The 15,660-nt window shown below is 74.6% G+C and carries 15 protein-coding genes; 5 read left to right on the forward strand and 10 right to left on the reverse strand.

What is annotated here, in order from left to right:
• Positions 1-133 precede the first annotated feature (133 nt).
• The 5 genes from ABZ881_RS28110 to ABZ881_RS28130 all read right to left on the reverse strand — a co-directional run bounded on the left by ABZ881_RS28110 (position 134) and on the right by ABZ881_RS28130 (position 5,851).
• The gene (locus ABZ881_RS28110) at positions 134-469 is read right to left on the reverse strand and encodes a hypothetical protein (protein WP_358488693.1); all 336 of its coding nucleotides are present in this window, start codon (positions 467-469) and stop codon (positions 134-136) included.
• Positions 466-2,529, reverse strand: a complete 2,064-nt coding sequence (locus ABZ881_RS28115) for a hypothetical protein (protein ID WP_358488694.1) — start codon at positions 2,527-2,529, stop codon at positions 466-468. Before ABZ881_RS28115 ends, ABZ881_RS28110 begins: the two co-directional genes overlap by 4 nt.
• A complete protein-coding gene (locus tag ABZ881_RS28120) occupies positions 2,526-4,304 on the reverse strand; it encodes a hypothetical protein (RefSeq protein ID WP_358488695.1) in 1,779 nt (592 codons plus the stop codon). The genes ABZ881_RS28115 and ABZ881_RS28120 overlap by 4 nt, the downstream gene beginning before the upstream one ends.
• Entirely contained in the window at positions 4,301-4,678 is a 378-nt protein-coding gene (locus tag ABZ881_RS28125; RefSeq protein ID WP_344017431.1) for a hypothetical protein, read from the reverse strand. The genes ABZ881_RS28120 and ABZ881_RS28125 overlap by 4 nt, the downstream gene beginning before the upstream one ends.
• Positions 4,679-4,771: 93 nt before the next feature.
• Complete coding sequence (locus ABZ881_RS28130) at positions 4,772-5,851, reverse strand: glycosyltransferase family 2 protein (RefSeq protein WP_358488696.1); 1,080 nt, start codon at positions 5,849-5,851, stop codon at positions 4,772-4,774.
• Positions 5,852-6,398: 547 nt separating this feature from the next.
• On the opposite strand from ABZ881_RS28130, the gene ABZ881_RS28135 reads away from it, so the two are divergent.
• Positions 6,399-7,298 (forward strand): glycosyltransferase, encoded by a 900-nt coding sequence (locus ABZ881_RS28135; RefSeq protein ID WP_344017429.1) that lies wholly within the window; start codon positions 6,399-6,401, stop codon positions 7,296-7,298.
• A gap of 104 nt (positions 7,299-7,402) precedes the next feature.
• On the opposite strand, the gene ABZ881_RS28140 is transcribed toward ABZ881_RS28135, so the two are convergent.
• The 3 genes from ABZ881_RS28140 to ABZ881_RS28150 form a co-directional block, all read right to left on the reverse strand.
• Positions 7,403-8,632, reverse strand: coding sequence for an SPFH domain-containing protein (locus tag ABZ881_RS28140; RefSeq protein ID WP_344017428.1), 1,230 nt, complete (start codon positions 8,630-8,632; stop codon positions 7,403-7,405).
• Between the two features lie 95 nt (positions 8,633-8,727).
• Positions 8,728-9,174, reverse strand: a complete 447-nt coding sequence (locus ABZ881_RS28145) for an NfeD family protein (RefSeq protein WP_344017427.1) — start codon at positions 9,172-9,174, stop codon at positions 8,728-8,730.
• 102 nt (positions 9,175-9,276) lie between these two features.
• Positions 9,277-10,137 (reverse strand): DUF3097 domain-containing protein, encoded by an 861-nt coding sequence (locus ABZ881_RS28150; protein WP_358488697.1) that lies wholly within the window; start codon positions 10,135-10,137, stop codon positions 9,277-9,279.
• A 145-nt stretch (positions 10,138-10,282) separates the two neighbouring features.
• Here ABZ881_RS28150 and ABZ881_RS28155 point away from each other — a divergent pair, with 145 nt between their 5' ends.
• From ABZ881_RS28155 to ABZ881_RS28165, 3 genes are all read left to right on the forward strand, one after another.
• Positions 10,283-11,080, forward strand: coding sequence for a hypothetical protein (locus ABZ881_RS28155; protein ID WP_358488698.1), 798 nt, complete (start codon positions 10,283-10,285; stop codon positions 11,078-11,080).
• Positions 11,081-11,144: 64 nt separating this feature from the next.
• Positions 11,145-11,573 (forward strand): hypothetical protein, encoded by a 429-nt coding sequence (locus ABZ881_RS28160; protein ID WP_358488699.1) that lies wholly within the window; start codon positions 11,145-11,147, stop codon positions 11,571-11,573.
• Positions 11,574-11,596: 23 nt separating this feature from the next.
• Positions 11,597-11,998 carry a DUF2834 domain-containing protein gene (locus tag ABZ881_RS28165; RefSeq protein WP_358488700.1) on the forward strand — a complete coding sequence of 134 codons (402 nt, stop codon included), beginning with the start codon at positions 11,597-11,599 and terminating at the stop codon, positions 11,996-11,998.
• On the opposite strand, the gene ABZ881_RS28170 is transcribed toward ABZ881_RS28165, so the two are convergent.
• Complete coding sequence (locus ABZ881_RS28170; protein WP_358488701.1) at positions 11,984-13,126, reverse strand: response regulator receiver protein; 1,143 nt, start codon at positions 13,124-13,126, stop codon at positions 11,984-11,986. The two genes, ABZ881_RS28165 and ABZ881_RS28170, sit on opposite strands and share 15 nt — an antisense overlap.
• A 211-nt stretch (positions 13,127-13,337) precedes the next feature.
• Between ABZ881_RS28170 and ABZ881_RS28175 the strand changes: the two genes are divergently transcribed.
• Positions 13,338-15,260, forward strand: coding sequence for a S9 family peptidase (locus ABZ881_RS28175; protein ID WP_358488702.1), 1,923 nt, complete (start codon positions 13,338-13,340; stop codon positions 15,258-15,260).
• Between the two features lie 20 nt (positions 15,261-15,280).
• Here ABZ881_RS28175 and ABZ881_RS28180 read toward each other — a convergent pair whose 3' ends face one another.
• Positions 15,281-15,655 carry a MerR family transcriptional regulator gene (locus tag ABZ881_RS28180; RefSeq protein ID WP_358488703.1) on the reverse strand — a complete coding sequence of 125 codons (375 nt, stop codon included), beginning with the start codon at positions 15,653-15,655 and terminating at the stop codon, positions 15,281-15,283.
• Positions 15,656-15,660 lie beyond the last annotated feature (5 nt).

Raw genomic sequence — 15,660 nt, forward strand, 5'->3', positions numbered from 1 at the left:
GGGTCTCCCCCACCTCGCGCGCGGCTGGGCTCGCGGGGCGCGCGGGGGCCCCCGCCCCCGGCGCCCCCGGGGCCCCCCCCGCCACCGGGCCCCGCCTCGTCGGTGGTCCGGGCGGTCAGGCCGGCCCGGACGGTCAGGGTGCGGGCGGCGGGTCCACCGGGGCCGGATCGACCGGGGCCGCCGGATCGACCGGGGCCTCGCCCGGCCCCGCCCCGCCGGTCGCCGCGTCCGCCGGCGCGGTCAGCTCGGCCTCCCCGTTGACCAGCAGGTCGACCAGCGTGAGCCCGCCGTTCAGGGTGAGCAGCACGACCAGCACGACCACCGACCCGGCCACCGCCGCGGTCAGGCCGCGCTGCGCGGACCCGGCCGTGGTCAACCGGCCGCGGTTGGTCTCGACCACCCAGGCGCGCGCGGCGAACAGGGCCAGCATCACGCCGAACGCGATCCAGGTCAGGACGAATCCGTTCACGGTGCGGGCACCTCCTCCGCGCCCGGTGCGGGCGCCGGCGCGGGCGCGCCCGGCAGCGGGGCCGGCTCGTTCCGGACCAGGATCGCGTTGAAGCCGTTCTCGTAGGTCGCGCGGTACTGGCCGGACGCGATCAGCTGCTCGCGGATCGCCAGCGTCCAGCCCTCCGGCTCCTCGTTCAGCACGGTGCCCTGCTTCTCGATCGACTGGTAGAACAGCAGCGTGTCCGGCTGCACCAGGTCGATGCAGCGGAACGGATCGGCGGCCAGGATCGCGCAGCCGTCCCCGCCGGAGGCCATGTTGTTGTGCTCCCCGACGCCCTCCACCGCGTACGGGCCGACCGTCGACAGCGGTTGCACCGTCGAGCCGGGTGCCGCCTCGGCGTAGGCCTGCCGGGTCATCTGGACGTCCTCGGTGGTGACGTCGAGATAGGCGTCGTTGCCGCCGCGGATCAGGATCAGCAGCGGGAACAGCAGCACCATGCCCGCCGCGAGCGCGTACTCGCGCCTGCGGTCCACCCTGGCGAACGCGCGCAGCGCGTCCACCGACAGGATCGTCAGGATCGGCAGGCCGTAGAGGATGACCCGGAACAGCAGCTCGCCGCCGTAGCTCTGCACGACGGCCATCGCCATCGGGATGCCGGCCAGCGCGATCGGCACCAGGTCGCGGCGCCGCTTCCAGTACACCCAGGCACCGGCGATCGCGAGCAGCCAGGTCAGGCCCGGCATGATCGCGCGCAGCAGCTTGACCGCCAGCTGGCCCTGGTCACCCTGCAGCCGCTCGAAGAAGCCGGCCTCGATCGCGCCGGCGTCGCCGGACGCACCGGTGATCATCGTGATCTGGGTGAGCCAGAAGTCCCGGGCGGAGATCAGCACGAACACGATCACCGCGAACGTCGCGACGAGCACCAGGCCGCGGCCGCGGAACCGGCCGACGATCGCGAGCACCACCAGCTGGCCGATGATCGCGAACGGGGTGAGCTGGTGCGTCGGGGCCAGCGCGATCAGGCACAGCGACGCGCAGAAGTAGATCAGCAGCAGCTGCCGGGCGGGCAGCGTCGGCGCGTTCGGCGGCGTCATCGCGCTGATCAGCCAGCGCCGCCACCGGGGCAGCGGGGTCGCCCCCCGGTGCGGCCGTGGCCAGGGCGTCGTGCCCGCGTTGTCGACCCGGCGGGTCGCCAGCGGGCCGAGCGCGAAGGTCAGCACGGTCAGCAGCAGCACGATCGCGGTGGCCTGCGGCGAGAAGTAGTCCTGCTCGATCCAGTTCAGCCCGACGAACAGCCAGGCCGCGACCCACGGCGCGCGGGTGCCGCCGAGCATCGAGCGGGCGAGCGCGTAGACGCCGATCGCCCACACCGCGACGACCGCCGGCGGGTACCAGCGCAGGATGACGTCGAGCTGGTCGGCGCCCGCGGCGTCCCGGAACCAGGCCCACTGGGCGAAGAACGCGGGCCAGTAGAACCGGGCGTCCACGCCGGTCGGCGGCACGCCGTTGCCGGCGACCGCGTCGACGAAGCCGGAGATCAGCCAGGCGGTGGTGAACCGGGCCTGCGGCTGGACGACCGACGGCATCCCGGTCGTGCACAGGATGAGCACGGCGGTGGCCGCGCCGAGCATCGGGATCCGCGGCCGGGGCGACCACAGCTCGACCACGCAGCAGGCCACCGCCAGCACGACGGCGACCCAGCCGAACGGGCTGAGCACCGCGGCCAGGCCCCAGCCGTCCATGTCGGAGAGGTCGGTGGTCGCCGCGGCCAGCGGCAGCATCAGCACCGCGAGGATCGCGAGCACCGGTGCGCCCCACACCCACAGCGGCGACAGCGGCTCCGACGGGCCGGGCGCCGGTGGCGGCGGGGGCGGCGGGCCGTCGCCGGCGGGGCGCGGGACCGGCCCGCGGACCGCGGTCGTCGGCGAGTCGGGTCCGGGTGCGCGCAGGTACTGGGTCCGCTCGCTCGGGCTCGCCTCGGCGGACCGGGCCGACGCGGCCACGGTCGCCTCGGCTCCGGCGCCCCGGGACCGGGCCGACGGGTCGGGTTCGCCCGTCCGGCGGGTCTCCGACGTCACGACTTCACCTCCGAGGTGCTCCGGCGGTTCCACGCCGGGACGAATCTGAGCGCGAGGGCGCACAGCAGCTGCGCACCGACGTATCCCAGGACCATCGGCAGCATCATCATGCTGACGGATACGGTGCCCGCTTCGGGAAGCGGGACCAGTCCGGCGAACACGACGACCATGCCGGTGTTCAAGAGCTGAATCTTCGCGTAGCCCATGCCGTCGCCGTCGGCCTGCCTGCGGGCCAGCTCGAAGACGACGATCAGCCGGAACAGCAGGCCGACCATCAGCACGGCCAGCGCAGGGGCGCCCGCGGCGTAGCCCTCGCCGAGCAGCGAGAGCACCGGATAGCCGAGCGCGGCGCCGAGCCCGAGGACCGGGACGAACAGGATGATCATCCGGCGGCGGGCGAGCCGGGCGAACTCCTCGGCCCGGTGCGGCTCGCGGGCGGTCTGCACGGCCAGTGAGTTCGTGAAGAACGTCGCCGCCAGGTCGATCACGGTGACCGCCTGCCAGCAGATGAAGAAGACCGCGCCGACCTCGTTGCCCATCCGGATGTTCGCGAACAGCGGCACCTGGTTGTAGAGCAGGGCGTTGCCGCACTGGGCGAGCGCGGTCGGCGCGAGGAAGGCGATCGCCTCGGCCCGGCTCGGGACGATCCCCGGCCCACCGGCCGCGGCGAAGCGCCGGGTCATGTACCAGAGCATCGCGGTGCCGGCGGCCACCCACAGCATCACCGGGATCGCCCAGGACAGCACCATCGCCTGCGAGTGCAGCGAGGCGCCGAGGGCGAGCAGCAGCACGATCCGGACGACCGCGAAGGTGCCGTTGCGCCAGACCGCGACCCACGGTTTCCCGATCGCGACCATCACGAAGTCGTGTACGACGAACACGCCCCAGCCGGCGCAGGTGAGCACCAGCACGAGCAGGCCGAGCCCGATGCTGCCGCCGCCGGCGGTCTCCGCGATCCGCGGCACGATCACGCCGTAGACCAGGCCGATCAGCCCGGACAGCGGCATGATCAGCAGCAGCGCGCCGAAGGTCAGCCGGACCGACTTGCGCCCGGCGCCGGGCAGCCAGCGCATCAGGCCCAGGCCCAGGTTGAGCTGGGCGATCCCGCCGATCAGCTGGAACGCGGAGACGAACTCCGACGCCCGGCCGACCTCGGCCTGCGGCATGATCCGGGCCGCGATCAGCACGCCGAGCAGGCCGGCGACCGAGCCGAACGCCGAGCACAGGGTCAGCGCGATGCCGTCGCCGATGCCGCCGTTGCGGGAGTGGCCGCCGGGGCCGTCACCGTCCCCGTCCCCGCCGTCGCCCGGGCCGCCGGTGCGGTCGGTGGGCGGCGGGGGCGGGTTCTCCCCCGGGCCGCGCAGGCCGACCACCGGCAGGTACTCGGTGCGCTGCTCGGCGAGCTGGCGGGAGCGCACGCGGGCGTGCGCGATCTCCAGCCGCTGGGTGGGCGCGTCCGGCCCGGTGTCCGGTCCCGGCGGCGTGCCGGCCCCGGGACCGCGGTCGGCGTGCCGGCCGGTGGGCGGTGCTGCCGGGGGTACTGCCGGGGGGGCTGCCGGCGGCGGTGCTGCCGAGGGTGCTGCCGAGGGGGGCGCCGGGGGCAGGGCGGCCGTCGCCGGGTCGGCGTAGGGATCGCGGGTGTCGACACCGGACCGGGTACGACGGGCGGGCAGCGCCCGGGTCCCGTCGCCGTCCGGCGCCTGCGGGCCGGGGGGCTGGCCGGGACCGGGGGCGCCCGCACCGCGGCGGGAGCGCGCCGGCCCGACCTGGCTCACTGTGCGACCACCGCGTGCCGGAGCAGGAACGGGACGCTGATCAGGGTGACGATGAACAGGGCGACGCCGGGGTACCAGAGCCCGAGGCTCACCATGAGCTGGCCGCCGATCAGGGTGACCGCGGTGCCGACGCCGAGGGTGAGCAGCCACACGTGTGCCGCGGGGGCCCGGCGGAGGAAGCCCGCGGCGGCCCAGCCCGGGCCGAGCAGCAGGAAACCGATGGTGACGAGCAGCCGGAACTCGCCGAGCGCGCCCCCGCTGACGTCCAGCAGGTTCAGCACGCACGCGACGACGCCGGCCAGCACCAGCAGGATCGCCACGTAACGACGCGCGGTCCTGGCCCGGGTCAGCTCTGCTGCGGACGGCACGCTCACCGCGGTACTCCCCTTCTTCCGATCACCGGCGCCCGTCCGATCGGACGGGCGCCGGTGGCTGTCTCGGCGACCCCGGGGGTCGCGGTGGGTCGGTCAGGACGCCTCTTCACCCCATGCGTACCGCACGCCGACCTGGTCGGGACGCCCGGTCCCGTCCTGGGCGGACGCGGTCGCGGCACGGGGGGACGCGGCGGCGGCGCCTGCGCTCCCGACCTCCTGACCACGGCGGTCGTGCCCGGCGGACTGCGGGGCCTGCTGCGGCCGGTACGGCGGCACGGCCGGCACGTCCCCCGCCGGACGGCGCGGAGCCGGGCGCGGACGCTCCGCCGGAGCGGTGGACGGGCCGCTGCCGGAGACGGACGGTGCCGGGTTGATCCCGCCCGTCCGGTTCACCGGGAGGGTGCCGCGGTCCGCGCCGGGCGCCACGACGGCGGCCGGGGCCGGCGCGGTGGCCCGGTCCTCCCGGGAGGCCCGGCGGCGCTCGGCGGCCAGCGTGCGCAGCACCCGGGTGCCGTCGGCGAAGGTCCGCAGGTTCGTCTCGCCGAACATCCGCTCCCGCTCCACCGAGGGGACCTCGGTGATGCTGAAGCCGGCCGCGGCGACCCGGCAGTTGAGGACGGTCTCGATCTCGAACCCGTCGCCCCAGTACATCCCGCCGTCCGGGTGCGGCGGCATGTCCACCGCGGGCAGGTCGAGCACCGGCAGGATGTCCGCCCAGAACGCGTTGTAGCCGTAGCAGAGGTCGGTGTAGCGGGTGCCGAACAGCGTGTTCGCGACCAGGTTCAGCCCGGCGTTGCCGCTCTTGCGCAGCAGCGTGATGTCGTCGCTGCCACCGCCCTTGGTGAAGCGGCTGCCCTTGGCGAAGTCGGCCCCCTCGACCAGCGCCCGGACGAACCGCGGGATCTCCTGGGGATCGGCCGAGCCGTCGGCGTCGAACATGACCAGGACGTCGCCGGTCGCGGCGGCGAACCCGCAGGCCATCGCGTTGCCCTTGCCCTTGCGGGTCTGGCGCACGATGCGCACGCCGGGCAGCACGCGCTGCGCGGTCTCGACGGTGCCGTCCTTCGAGTTGCCGTCGACGACGATCACCTCGTGCACGGCGGGCCGCACCGCGGCGATGGCCGGCAGCACGACCTCCAGGTTGCGGGCCTCGTTGCGGGTCGGCACGATCACCGACACTCTCGGTTCACCCGGACGGCGTGGTCCGTGGTCAGGGCGCTGGTTCACCGGTCTCTCCCCCGAATCGATCGGTAGTGGGCGCACGCGGATGGCGAGCTTGCTCTCTGTGCCCGACGGCGACGACGGCGCCGGAACCTGTCGCCCCCACAACGGGGGGCATACGGCTTATCTCCGCCGCCGACGCTCGCGTTACGTGACCTCGACCGCATCGGGTATCACCCGGGCGGAGCAACCCCTTGCTGGTAACGCCGGTTCCGCAGCTGCGAGACCACGCGAGCACGCCTCGAATACTACGGACGGTGCACCGTTCGGTGGGCCGCGGGACCGCCCGAACAGCCCCTGGGCGGGCGGCACGCACCGAATTTCCGACGAGCGGCGAGCCGATCACGACGAACGGAGGAATCCTGGATCGACCTTCGTCCACCGGTCCCGGCCGCCCGGACCGCGGGCGGGTGTCCGGCCGCCGCCGGGGAGCGCCGGGAGCGGGAGGGGTAGCGTCACGTGCCGCCCGCACGACACTCCCGACCCCACGAGGTACCCGATGAGGCCCGGCGGCTTCCTGCCCAGCGTGTCCGTCTGCATCCCGGTCTACAACGGCGAGGCGTTCCTGGCGGAGACCATCCGCAGCATCCTGGAGCAGACGCTGGGGGACTTCGAGCTGGTCGTCCTCGACAACAACAGCACCGACGCGACCTGGCAGATCGCCACGTCGTTCCGGGACCGGCGGATCCGGGTCGAGCACAACCGGGAGACGCTGCCGCAGGGCGACAACTGGAACCGCGCCGTGCACCTGTGCCGGGCGCCACTGGTGAAGCTGGTGTGCGCCGACGACCTGCTGCACCCGCGCTGCCTGGAGCTCCAGGTGCCGCCGATGCGCGACGACCCCTCGCTGGCCGTGGTCGCCGCGCGCCGGCACATGATCGACGAGCAGAGCCGGGTGCTGGTGCCGCGGCGCGGTCTCGGCGGCGGGCTGGTCGGCCTGCACTCGGGTAGCGAGGTCGCCCGCCGGGTGATCCGCAACGGGGCGAACCCGATCGGCGAGCCGGGCAACGTGCTGTTCCGCCGCGAGCAGTTCGTGACGGCCGGCGGCTGGCGCGGCGACCGCCGGTTCATCATGGACCTCGATCTCTGGATGCGGCTGCTCCAGTACGGCGACTTCCTCGGCCTGCCGGAGACCCTGGCCGCGTTCCGGATCTCCCGCGGCTCGGTCTCGGCCGAGTTCGAGCAGCAGATCTCCGACGAGCAGCAGCTGCTGCTCGACGAGCTGGGCGGCTCCGGCGCGTTCGACGTGCGGCCGCTGGACGTGCGGATCGGCCGGCTGGCGCTGCCGCTGGGCCGGGCCCGCCGCAAGGCCCTGTTCAAGGTCTCCCGGATCGCCGCCCGCAAGGACGACCGGGTGCTGGCCGAGCAGCAGGAGGCGCACGAGGCGGAGGCCCGCTAGGACCCGCCGGGTTCGCGCCGGTCGCTGCGCGACGACCGAGGGGCCGTGGCCCGGTGCGTGTGCACCGGACCACGGCCCCTCGTCGTCGGACGGGAACGGACTGCTCAGCCGCGCTGCTCCTGGGAGCCGTTCGGCAGCGGCGTGCTGTCCAGGCCGGGCACCTCACGCGAGCTCTCCAGCTGCGCGGGCGCCGAGCCGCCGCCGTTGCCACCGGCCGGGGTGCGGTCCCCCACCGGCGGCACCTCCTTCTGCGCGGCCGCGGTGGCCTCGGCGACCTGGCGGGCGATCTCCGGGTCGGTGGAGGTGTCGAACCAGTCCTTCAGCGCCTCGTCGTCGTCGGCCGGCCGGGAGACCGTGCCGTCGTCGGGGCTGGGGGTGAACCGGTAGACGCCGTCCTCCCCGGGGGCACCGAGCATCCGGGTGAAGCCCTCCAGGGCCTTCCCGAAGTCCGACGGCACCACCCAGAGCTTGCTGGCGTCGCCCTTGGCCATCTCGGGCAGCGTCTGCAGGTACTCGTAGGCGAGCAGCTCGGGCGTCGGGCGCCCGGCCTTGATCGCGGCGAACTTCTTCTCGATCGCCTTCGACTCGCCCTGCGCCTCGAGGTACAGCGCGGCCCGGCGACCCTGCGCGCGCAGGATCTCGGACTGCCGCTCGGCCTCGGCGGAGAGGATGGCCGCCTGCTTGGCGCCCTCCGCGGTGAGGATCTGCGACTGCTTGTTGCCCTCGGCGCTGCGGATGGCCGACTCGCGCTGGCCCTCCGCGGTGAGGATCATGGCCCGCTTCTCGCGGTCCGCCTTCATCTGCTGTTCCATCGAGTTCTGGATCGACGGCGGCGGGTCGATCGCCTTGATCTCGACCCGGGCGACCCGGATGCCCCAGCGCTCGGTGGCCTCGTCCAGCTCCCCGCGCAGCGCCGTGTTGATCCGGTCCCGCGAGGTCAGCGTCTGCTCCAGGGTCATCCCGCCGACGACGTTGCGCAGCGTCGTGGTGGTGATCTGCTCCACGCCGGCGATGTAGTTCGCGATCTCGTAGACCGCCGCCTTGGCGTCGTTGACCTTGAAGTAGACGACCGTGTCGATGTTGACCGTCAGGTTGTCCTGCGTGATGACCGGCTGCGGCGGGAAGGACACGACCTGCTCACGCAGGTCCACCCGCTCCCGGGTCCGGTCGACGAACGGCACGAGGATCGCCGGGCCACCCTCGCGGGTGCTGTGGTAGCGCCCGAGTCGCTCGATGATGTACGCCCACTCCTGCGGGACGATGACGATCGACTTCACGACGACGGTCACGACCAGCACCAGCAGTACTGCTGCGATGATCAAACCGGCATCCATCCGGTCTCCCCTCGATGCGCGCCGGACAACCGGCGCTCATGTCCGCCCCGGAGTCCCCGGGGCTGCTCGCCGGTGCCCTTCCGCCGCGCGGCGGTTCAGGGCTCCGGCAGTTCGTCCCGGCCGGTGACGAGCACCGCCGCGCCGGTGACCTGCAGGACGGTGACGCTGGCGCCCGCCTCGATGACCTCGTGGCCGTCGAAGGAGCGGGCCGACCAGAGTTCCTTGCCGATCCGCACCTGGCCACGCTGACCGTCCACCCGTTCGACGACCTGGGCCGCCGATCCGATGAACCGGTCCTGGTGGCTCTCCAGGGTGCCCATCCGTTCCTGCAGTTTCCGCTTCGCGGCCGGTCGCACGGCCAGTAACAACAGCACGGACACGATCGCGAACACGCCTGCGCTCCCGACCGCGCCCAGTCCGAGCGCGGCACCTCCGGCCGCGGCGAGCGCGCCTCCGCCGAGCATCACCAGGAACAGCTCGCCGGACACGAACTCGGCCCCGACCAGTACCGCCCCGATGAGCAGCCAGATCAGTGCCGTCATGCCCCCAGGGTGCCAGAACCGGACATACCGCGACGTCGATTCGCGCCGAACACCGCCTGCGGTGGCCTGATCGTTATTGCACCGCAGGGTTTCGGCGGCGTTTCAGCCCTGGTCGTCCGGTTCCCCCGACCCGGCGGCGGTGACGAAGTCGATCAGCCGCTCGACGGCGCCGATCATCGGCGTCTCGAGGTCGCGGTAGCTGCGGACGGCGCCGAGCACCCGGCGGGCGCCGTCGGCGGGTTCGCCCCAGCCGAGCCGGGCGCAGATCCCGGTCTTCCAGTCGGTGCCGCGCGGGATCGTCGGCCACTCCCGGATGCCGACCACCGAGGGCTTCACGGCCTGCCACACGTCGACGTAGGGATGGCCGGTGACCAGCACGTCGTGCTGCGCGCGCGGGGTCGCCCGGTAGGCGTCGCGGGCCTGCCGGGTCTCCTTGGAGCCGTCCACGAGGTGATCGACCAGGATGCCGAGGCGCCGGTGCGGCGCCGGGTCGAACCCGCGGACGGCGGCGGCCAGGTCGTCGACGCCGTGCAGCGGTTCGACGACGATGCCCTCCACCCGCAGGTCGTGCCCCCACACGCGTTCCACCAGCTCGGCGTCGTGCAGGCCCTCGACCCAGATCCGGGCGGCCCGGGCGGTGCGCGCCGTCAGGTTCGCGACGTGCACCGAGCCGGACGCGGACAGCGTGCGCCCGGCCGGCCGGGCGGCGGGCCGGACCAGGGTGGCCGGTGCGCCCTCGTGCAGGAACGCGGCCGGGCGGAGCGGGAACACCCGGCGCCCGCCGAACCGGTCCTCCAGGGTCACCTCGGAGCCGGAGATCGAGACCACCGCGCCGCAGAACCCGCTCGCCGGGTCCTCCACGACGAGCCCCGGCTCGGCCGGCACCTCGGGGACCTGCCTGCGTCGGACGGTCCGGGTGCCGGCGGCGTCGAACATGCCGCGGTAGTCGTGGGTCCGGCTCATGGGGTCGAGTATCGGACGGCCGCCCGCGGTGACCGCGGCGCGACACGCCCACCCGGCCGTGGTGACACCGTGCAGGCGGCGCGACACGCAGCGTCACCCACGTGCCGGGGTGTGCGGACGGTGATCGACGGTTAGCCTGACCGCCGTGTCCTGTGCCTCCGCGACCCTGGCCGTGTGGGCCTCGGCCTGGCTGGCCGGGGCCGCGGCTCCCGATGACGTCCTCGACGCGCTCGCCCCGTGGTCCGACGCGCACGACGTGCTGGCCGCCGACTCCGCGTCGTCCGCGCTCACCGGCATGCCCGCGCCGGGCGAGCGGCCCACCTCGCTCGCGCTGCTGCTGGCCGCCGTGCGCCGCGGCGGTCCGCGCGGGCACGCCCGGCTGGTGCTCGCCGCGCCCGGGGACGTCCGCGGGCTGCCCGGTCCGGGCGGGTTCTCCCGGGAGGCGACGACCACCGGTGAGGGCGTGCTGTTCACCGACGCCGGCTTCGGCGTGGTCCCCTCGCCGATCGCCGACGGCGTGGTCCGCTGGACCGTCTACGCGGTGCCCGACAGCGGACCGGTGCCCGAGTACGTCGCCCTGAACGAGGCCGAGCGCGAGCTGCGCGGGCAGGTCCGCAACGCCGCCGCGGCGATCGCCGATCTCGGCGTGGCCCGGCACCGCCCGGGGGTGCGCGAGGAGATCGCGGCGTCGCTGCGCCGGCGCCCGCGGGCGCTGTGGCCGGACGGCATGCCGCCGCAGGCGCTGCGGGTGCTGCAGCAGGCCGACGAGGTCGACGCCATCCTTTCCGCGGCCGCCGGCGACGATCCGGGCGGCGCGCTGTCGGCGTCCGCGGCGGTGGCCCGCTCGGACGCGCTGCGGCCGATCGCCACCGCGGTGCGGGTGGCCCGCCGGGCCGCGGTCGGCGAGGCGGTGCGGGTGCTCGTCTCGGTCCCGCGGACCTGAGCGGGCGGATCGCTCACCGGCGCGCGCGGCCGAACCGGTGCCGCACGAACGCGGCACTCACCCGGTGTCCAGGTTCTCCAGCAGGGCACGGGCCGCGGGGCCGGCCGGTCCCCCGGCGCGCCAGGCCGAGCCGGAGCCCCCGCACGCCTATCTGGGCGACGACCTGCTGCTCTCCGACGTCGAGGGCGCCGGGCTCGACCGGGTGGCCGCCCGTACCGGCCCGATGGTGGTCACCGGCACCCGGCATCTCGGCGGGGCCGCCGGCCGGGCGGCCGTGGTGCCCGATTCGGTGCCGGGCCGGGACGCGTCGTACCTGGTGGGTGCACTCGCGCCGTTCGGGTCCGGAACCGGGCCGGAGGTGGTCGGTGCCGGGCCCGCCCGGAGTGAGGTGGACGGGGTGCCGGCGGGGTTCGCCCGGCACGCGACGGGCAGGCACCCGTCGTTCCGGTTCGGACCGACGGCTCCCGGGACCGATGGTAGCGTTTCTGGATAGTCTCACTATCCATCGGAGGAGTCATGTCCGTCGCAGCTCCCGGCCGGCTCGCGCTCGCGGTCGTCTGGTTCGCGCTGTCCGCGGCCGGCCTCGTCGGCACCTGGGCGTTCAACATCGCGTTCTTCGCCGATCCGGGCGGCCTCAGCTATCTCGAGGGCTGGTTCGCGAACGCGGCGAGCTCGTCGGCGGCGGTGGACGTGATCGTCGTCGCGCTCGCGGCCTGTGTGTTCATGATGGCCGAGGGCGCCCGGCTCGGCTGGATCCGCTGGGTCTGGGTGCTGGTGCCGCTGAGCTTCGCGATCGCGATCGCGTTCACCTTCCCGCTGTTCCTCGGGCTGCGTGAGCTGGCGCTGCGCCGCCGGGCCGGGACGCGCGACACCCGTCCGGCCGGCGCGACCCCGGCCCGGGGGTCATCCGCCGCGTAGCGCGGCGACCAGCGCCGCCAGGTCGTCGGCGTGCAGCCGGCGCTCCGCGGCGCCGGACTCCAGCTCGCGGATCCGGTCCCGCGCGGCCCGTTCGGCGCCGGCGAGCGCGTCCCGCTCGCGACCCGCCTGCTCGGCCGCCGCCGCGTGGCGGTCGCGATCGGCCGTAGCCGCCTGCGCGGCCTCGGCCAGCCGGTCCCGCTCCGCGGTGATCGTCGCCAGCTCCTCCGCGTGGCGGTCCCGCTCGGCGGCCGACCGCTCCCCCGCGGCGCGCAGCCGGTCCCGCTCGGCACGCAGCTCGTCGCGTTCGGCGGCCGCGGCCGCCGCGGTGTCGCGCCAGGTGTCCCGGTCCTCGCGCACCGCGCCGGACTCCGCCCGGGCCACGGCGAGCGCATCGCGCAGCACGGCCGTCTCGGCGCGTGCCCCGTCGCGCTCGCGTTCCCCCGCGGCGGCACGGTCGGCGGCCGCGTCCCGCTCCTGCCCGGCCCGGGCCGCGTCGAGCGCCGCCTGCTCCCGGTCCCGCTGCGCGGCGGCCGCCTCGGCCCGGGCCGCATCCGCGTCGGTGATCGCCCGGTCCCGCGCGGCGACCGCGTCGGCCGCCTCCTGCCGGGCCGCACCCCATCCCTCGGTGGCCTGCAGCGCGGTGGCCGCGGCCTCCTCCGCGCGGGTCACCGCCTCGGCGCGCTCCCGGCGGGCGGTGGCGGCGACCTTCTCTGCCTCCCGCGCGCGGCCCAGCGCCGCGTCCCGCGCGGTCTCGGCCTCCTGGCGGGCCCGGTCGGCCTCGGCCGCCGCGGTGCGGGCCCGCTCGGTGGCGGCGAGCGCGTCGCGCTGCACCTCGTCGAGCCGGTCCTGCACGGCGGTCAGCGCCGCGGCGAGCTCGGCGACCGGCCCGGCGACCGCGGCGACCTGCTCGCGGAGCCGGTCGGCGTCCAGCGCGAACGCCCCGGCCCCGGTGTCCAGGCCGAGCGCGCCCAGCGCCTCCCGCTCGGCCCGCGCCATCTGCGAGCAGGTGCGCCCGCCCTCCCAGCGGGTGTCCCGGCAGAACGACCGGGGGCGGCCGCCCTGCGGCCCGGGAGGCGGCAGCTCGGCCCGGCAGCGGCTGTATGCGCAGCGTACGGCGGTGTCAACCACGCCGAACACCGTATCAGTTCGTTGCTTACAAACTCAGTAACCGGTTCTCGGTTACGAGAAACTGATCCATCGACCAACAGAACCATCGTTTCGTTGGTGTGTTCGTCCGGAAACCTCCGCGCCCCCCGACGCGGCGCGGACTTGACTGTGCCGTCGCGGCCGGGTGTCGGATGGGGCACGACCGACAGCGGCGAGCGAACGGAGCGAACGCATGACCGACACCCCCGGCGGGCCACCACCCCTGATCGACATCGAGGACTTCTTCGCCGATCCGGCGTTCGCCGTGCCGACGGTCTCGCCGGACGGCACCCGGATCGCCTACCTGGCCCCGGCGCACGGCCGTCGCAACGTCTGGGTACGCGGGATCGACGAGACCCACGACGACGCCGTCTGCGTGACGCACGACAGCCGGCGCGGGATCACCACCTACCACTGGACCGACGACCCGCGCTGGCTGCTCTACCTGCAGGACACCGACGGCAACGAGGACTGGCACCTGCACCGCGTCGATCTCGACGCCCCGGACGAGCCCGCGGTCGACCTGACCCCGATGGCCCCCGGTTCACGGGTGGCCGGCGTGGACCCGCTGCCCGCGGTGCCCGGCAGCGTGCTGGTCGTCATGAACGAGCGCCCGCTGTACTTCGACATGTTCCGGATCGACGTCGCGACCGGCGCGACGACCCTCGTCCACGAGCAGGACGATCCGGCCGCGACCCTGCACCTCGACGATGGGGGTGAGCCCGTCTTCCACACCACGCTGGCGGACGACGGCACGCTCGAGGTGTCGGCGTGGGACGCGGCGACCGGGCAGAAGCGGCTGCTGCACCGTATGGGTGGAGCGCAGCACCCGATGGGCATCCAGCCCCAGCAGGTCACCGCGGACGGGAAGGGGTTGCTCGTCGGTTCCTACCAGGGCTCCGACGACCTGCGCCTGGTCCGGATCGACCGGGAGACCGGCGAGGAGAGCGTCGTCGCTGCCGTGCCGGGCCGGAGCCTCGACATCACCGGACTGATGATGCCCGGTGTCCTTCCGCCGGCCGTGTACACGCGCCGCCGCACGGGCGAGGTGCTCGCGGCCAGGTTCGTCGGTGACCGCCCGCACGTCGAGGTCGTCGACCCGGGCTTCGCCGAGGTGTACGCCGCGCTGGCCGCGCTGTCCGACGGCGTGCTCGGGACGGTCTCCTCCGACGACGCCGGTCGCCGCTGGATCGCCACCTTCGTGCACGACCGCGATCCTGGCGTGGCCTGGCTCTACGACCACGCCACCGGGGAGAGCCGCGAGCTGTTCCGGCCCTACCCGCAGCTCGATCCGGCGGCGCTGGCCCCGATGACGCCGGTCGCCTTCCCGGCCCGCGACGGCCTGCCGCTGCACGGTTTCCTCACGCTGCCGGTCGGGATCGAACCGCGCGGGCTGCCGCTGGTGCTGCAGGTGCACGGTGGCCCCTGGTTCAACGACGTCTGGGGCTACAACTCGGCCGCCCAGTTCCTCGCCAACCGGGGCCTCGCCGTCCTGCAGGTCAACTTCCGCGGCTCCACCGGCTACGGGCGCCGGCACGTCACCGCCGCCATCGGCGAGTTCGCCGGGGCCATGCACGACGACCTGATCGACGCCGTCGACTGGGCGATCGAGCAGGGCTACGCCGATCCGGCGCGGATCGGCATCCACGGCGGCTCCTACGGCGGCTACGCCGCGCTCGTCGGGGTCACCGTCACACCCGACCGCTTCGCCGCGGCGGTGGACTACGTCGGCATCTCCGACCTGGCGAACTTCATGCGGACGCTGCCGCCGTTCACCCGCGCGTTCACCGTGAACAACTGGTTCCGCTACGTCGGTGACCCGGACGACCCGGCCGCCGAGGCCGACATGCTGGCCCGCTCCCCCATCACGATGGTCGACCGGATCCGGACGCCGCTGCTGGTCGCGCAGGGCGCCAACGACGCCCGCGTCGTGCAGGCCGAGTCGGACAACATCGTCGGGTCGCTGCGGGAACGCGGCGTGCCCGTCGAGTACCTGCTCGCCGAGGACGAGGGGCACGGCTTCGAGAACCCGGAGAACCGGACCCGGCTCTTCCGCGCGATGGAGCGGCACTTCGCCGAGCACCTCGGCGCCCGCAGCGCCGACCGGCCGGGCTGAACCTGGCTGCGCTGCGCTGGTCAGGGGCAGTCGCCCGGGCCGCCGGACGCCGCGTCGATCACACCGTCCAGCACGTCCCGGGAGACGTGCAGGTCGCGGATCGACCGGTCGATCCGGTCGCGCTCGGCCCGCAACGTCTCGGTCAGCCGGGCGGTCGCGCCGGCGCTCGGCCCGCCGTCGTCGTCGCGCATGCAGGGCAGCAGCCCGGCGATCCGGCGGCTGCCCAGCCCGGCCGCGTACAGCTCCTGGATGCGGAGAACCCGGTCGACCGCGGCGCCCGGATAATCACGGTGCCCGCCCGCGGTCCGGGCCGGGGCGAGCAGTCCCTGCTCCTCGTAGTAGCGCAGCGACCGTTCGCTGACGCCCGTCCGCCGGGCCAGCTCGCCGATCCGCATCGCGT

The organism is Pseudonocardia sp. NPDC046786, from assembly GCF_040645415.1.
GTDB lineage: Bacteria > Actinomycetota > Actinomycetes > Mycobacteriales > Pseudonocardiaceae > Pseudonocardia > Pseudonocardia kongjuensis.

Bases quoted from the DNA above. Each gene is read 5' to 3' on its own strand.
- ABZ881_RS28140 (WP_344017428.1), bottom strand. From the start codon at position 8,632: ATGGATGCCGGTTTGATCATCGCAGCAGTACTGCTGGTGCTGGTCGTG.
- ABZ881_RS28145 (WP_344017427.1), bottom strand. From the start codon at position 9,174: ATGACGGCACTGATCTGGCTGCTCATCGGGGCGGTACTGGTCGGGGCC.
- ABZ881_RS28150 (WP_358488697.1), bottom strand. From the start codon at position 10,137: ATGAGCCGGACCCACGACTACCGCGGCATGTTCGACGCCGCCGGCACC.
- ABZ881_RS28135 (WP_344017429.1), top strand. From the start codon at position 6,399: ATGAGGCCCGGCGGCTTCCTGCCCAGCGTGTCCGTCTGCATCCCGGTC.
- ABZ881_RS28180 (WP_358488703.1), bottom strand. From the start codon at position 15,655: ATGCGGATCGGCGAGCTGGCCCGGCGGACGGGCGTCAGCGAACGGTCG.
- ABZ881_RS28175 (WP_358488702.1), top strand. From the start codon at position 13,338: ATGACCGACACCCCCGGCGGGCCACCACCCCTGATCGACATCGAGGAC.
- ABZ881_RS28165 (WP_358488700.1), top strand. From the start codon at position 11,597: ATGTCCGTCGCAGCTCCCGGCCGGCTCGCGCTCGCGGTCGTCTGGTTC.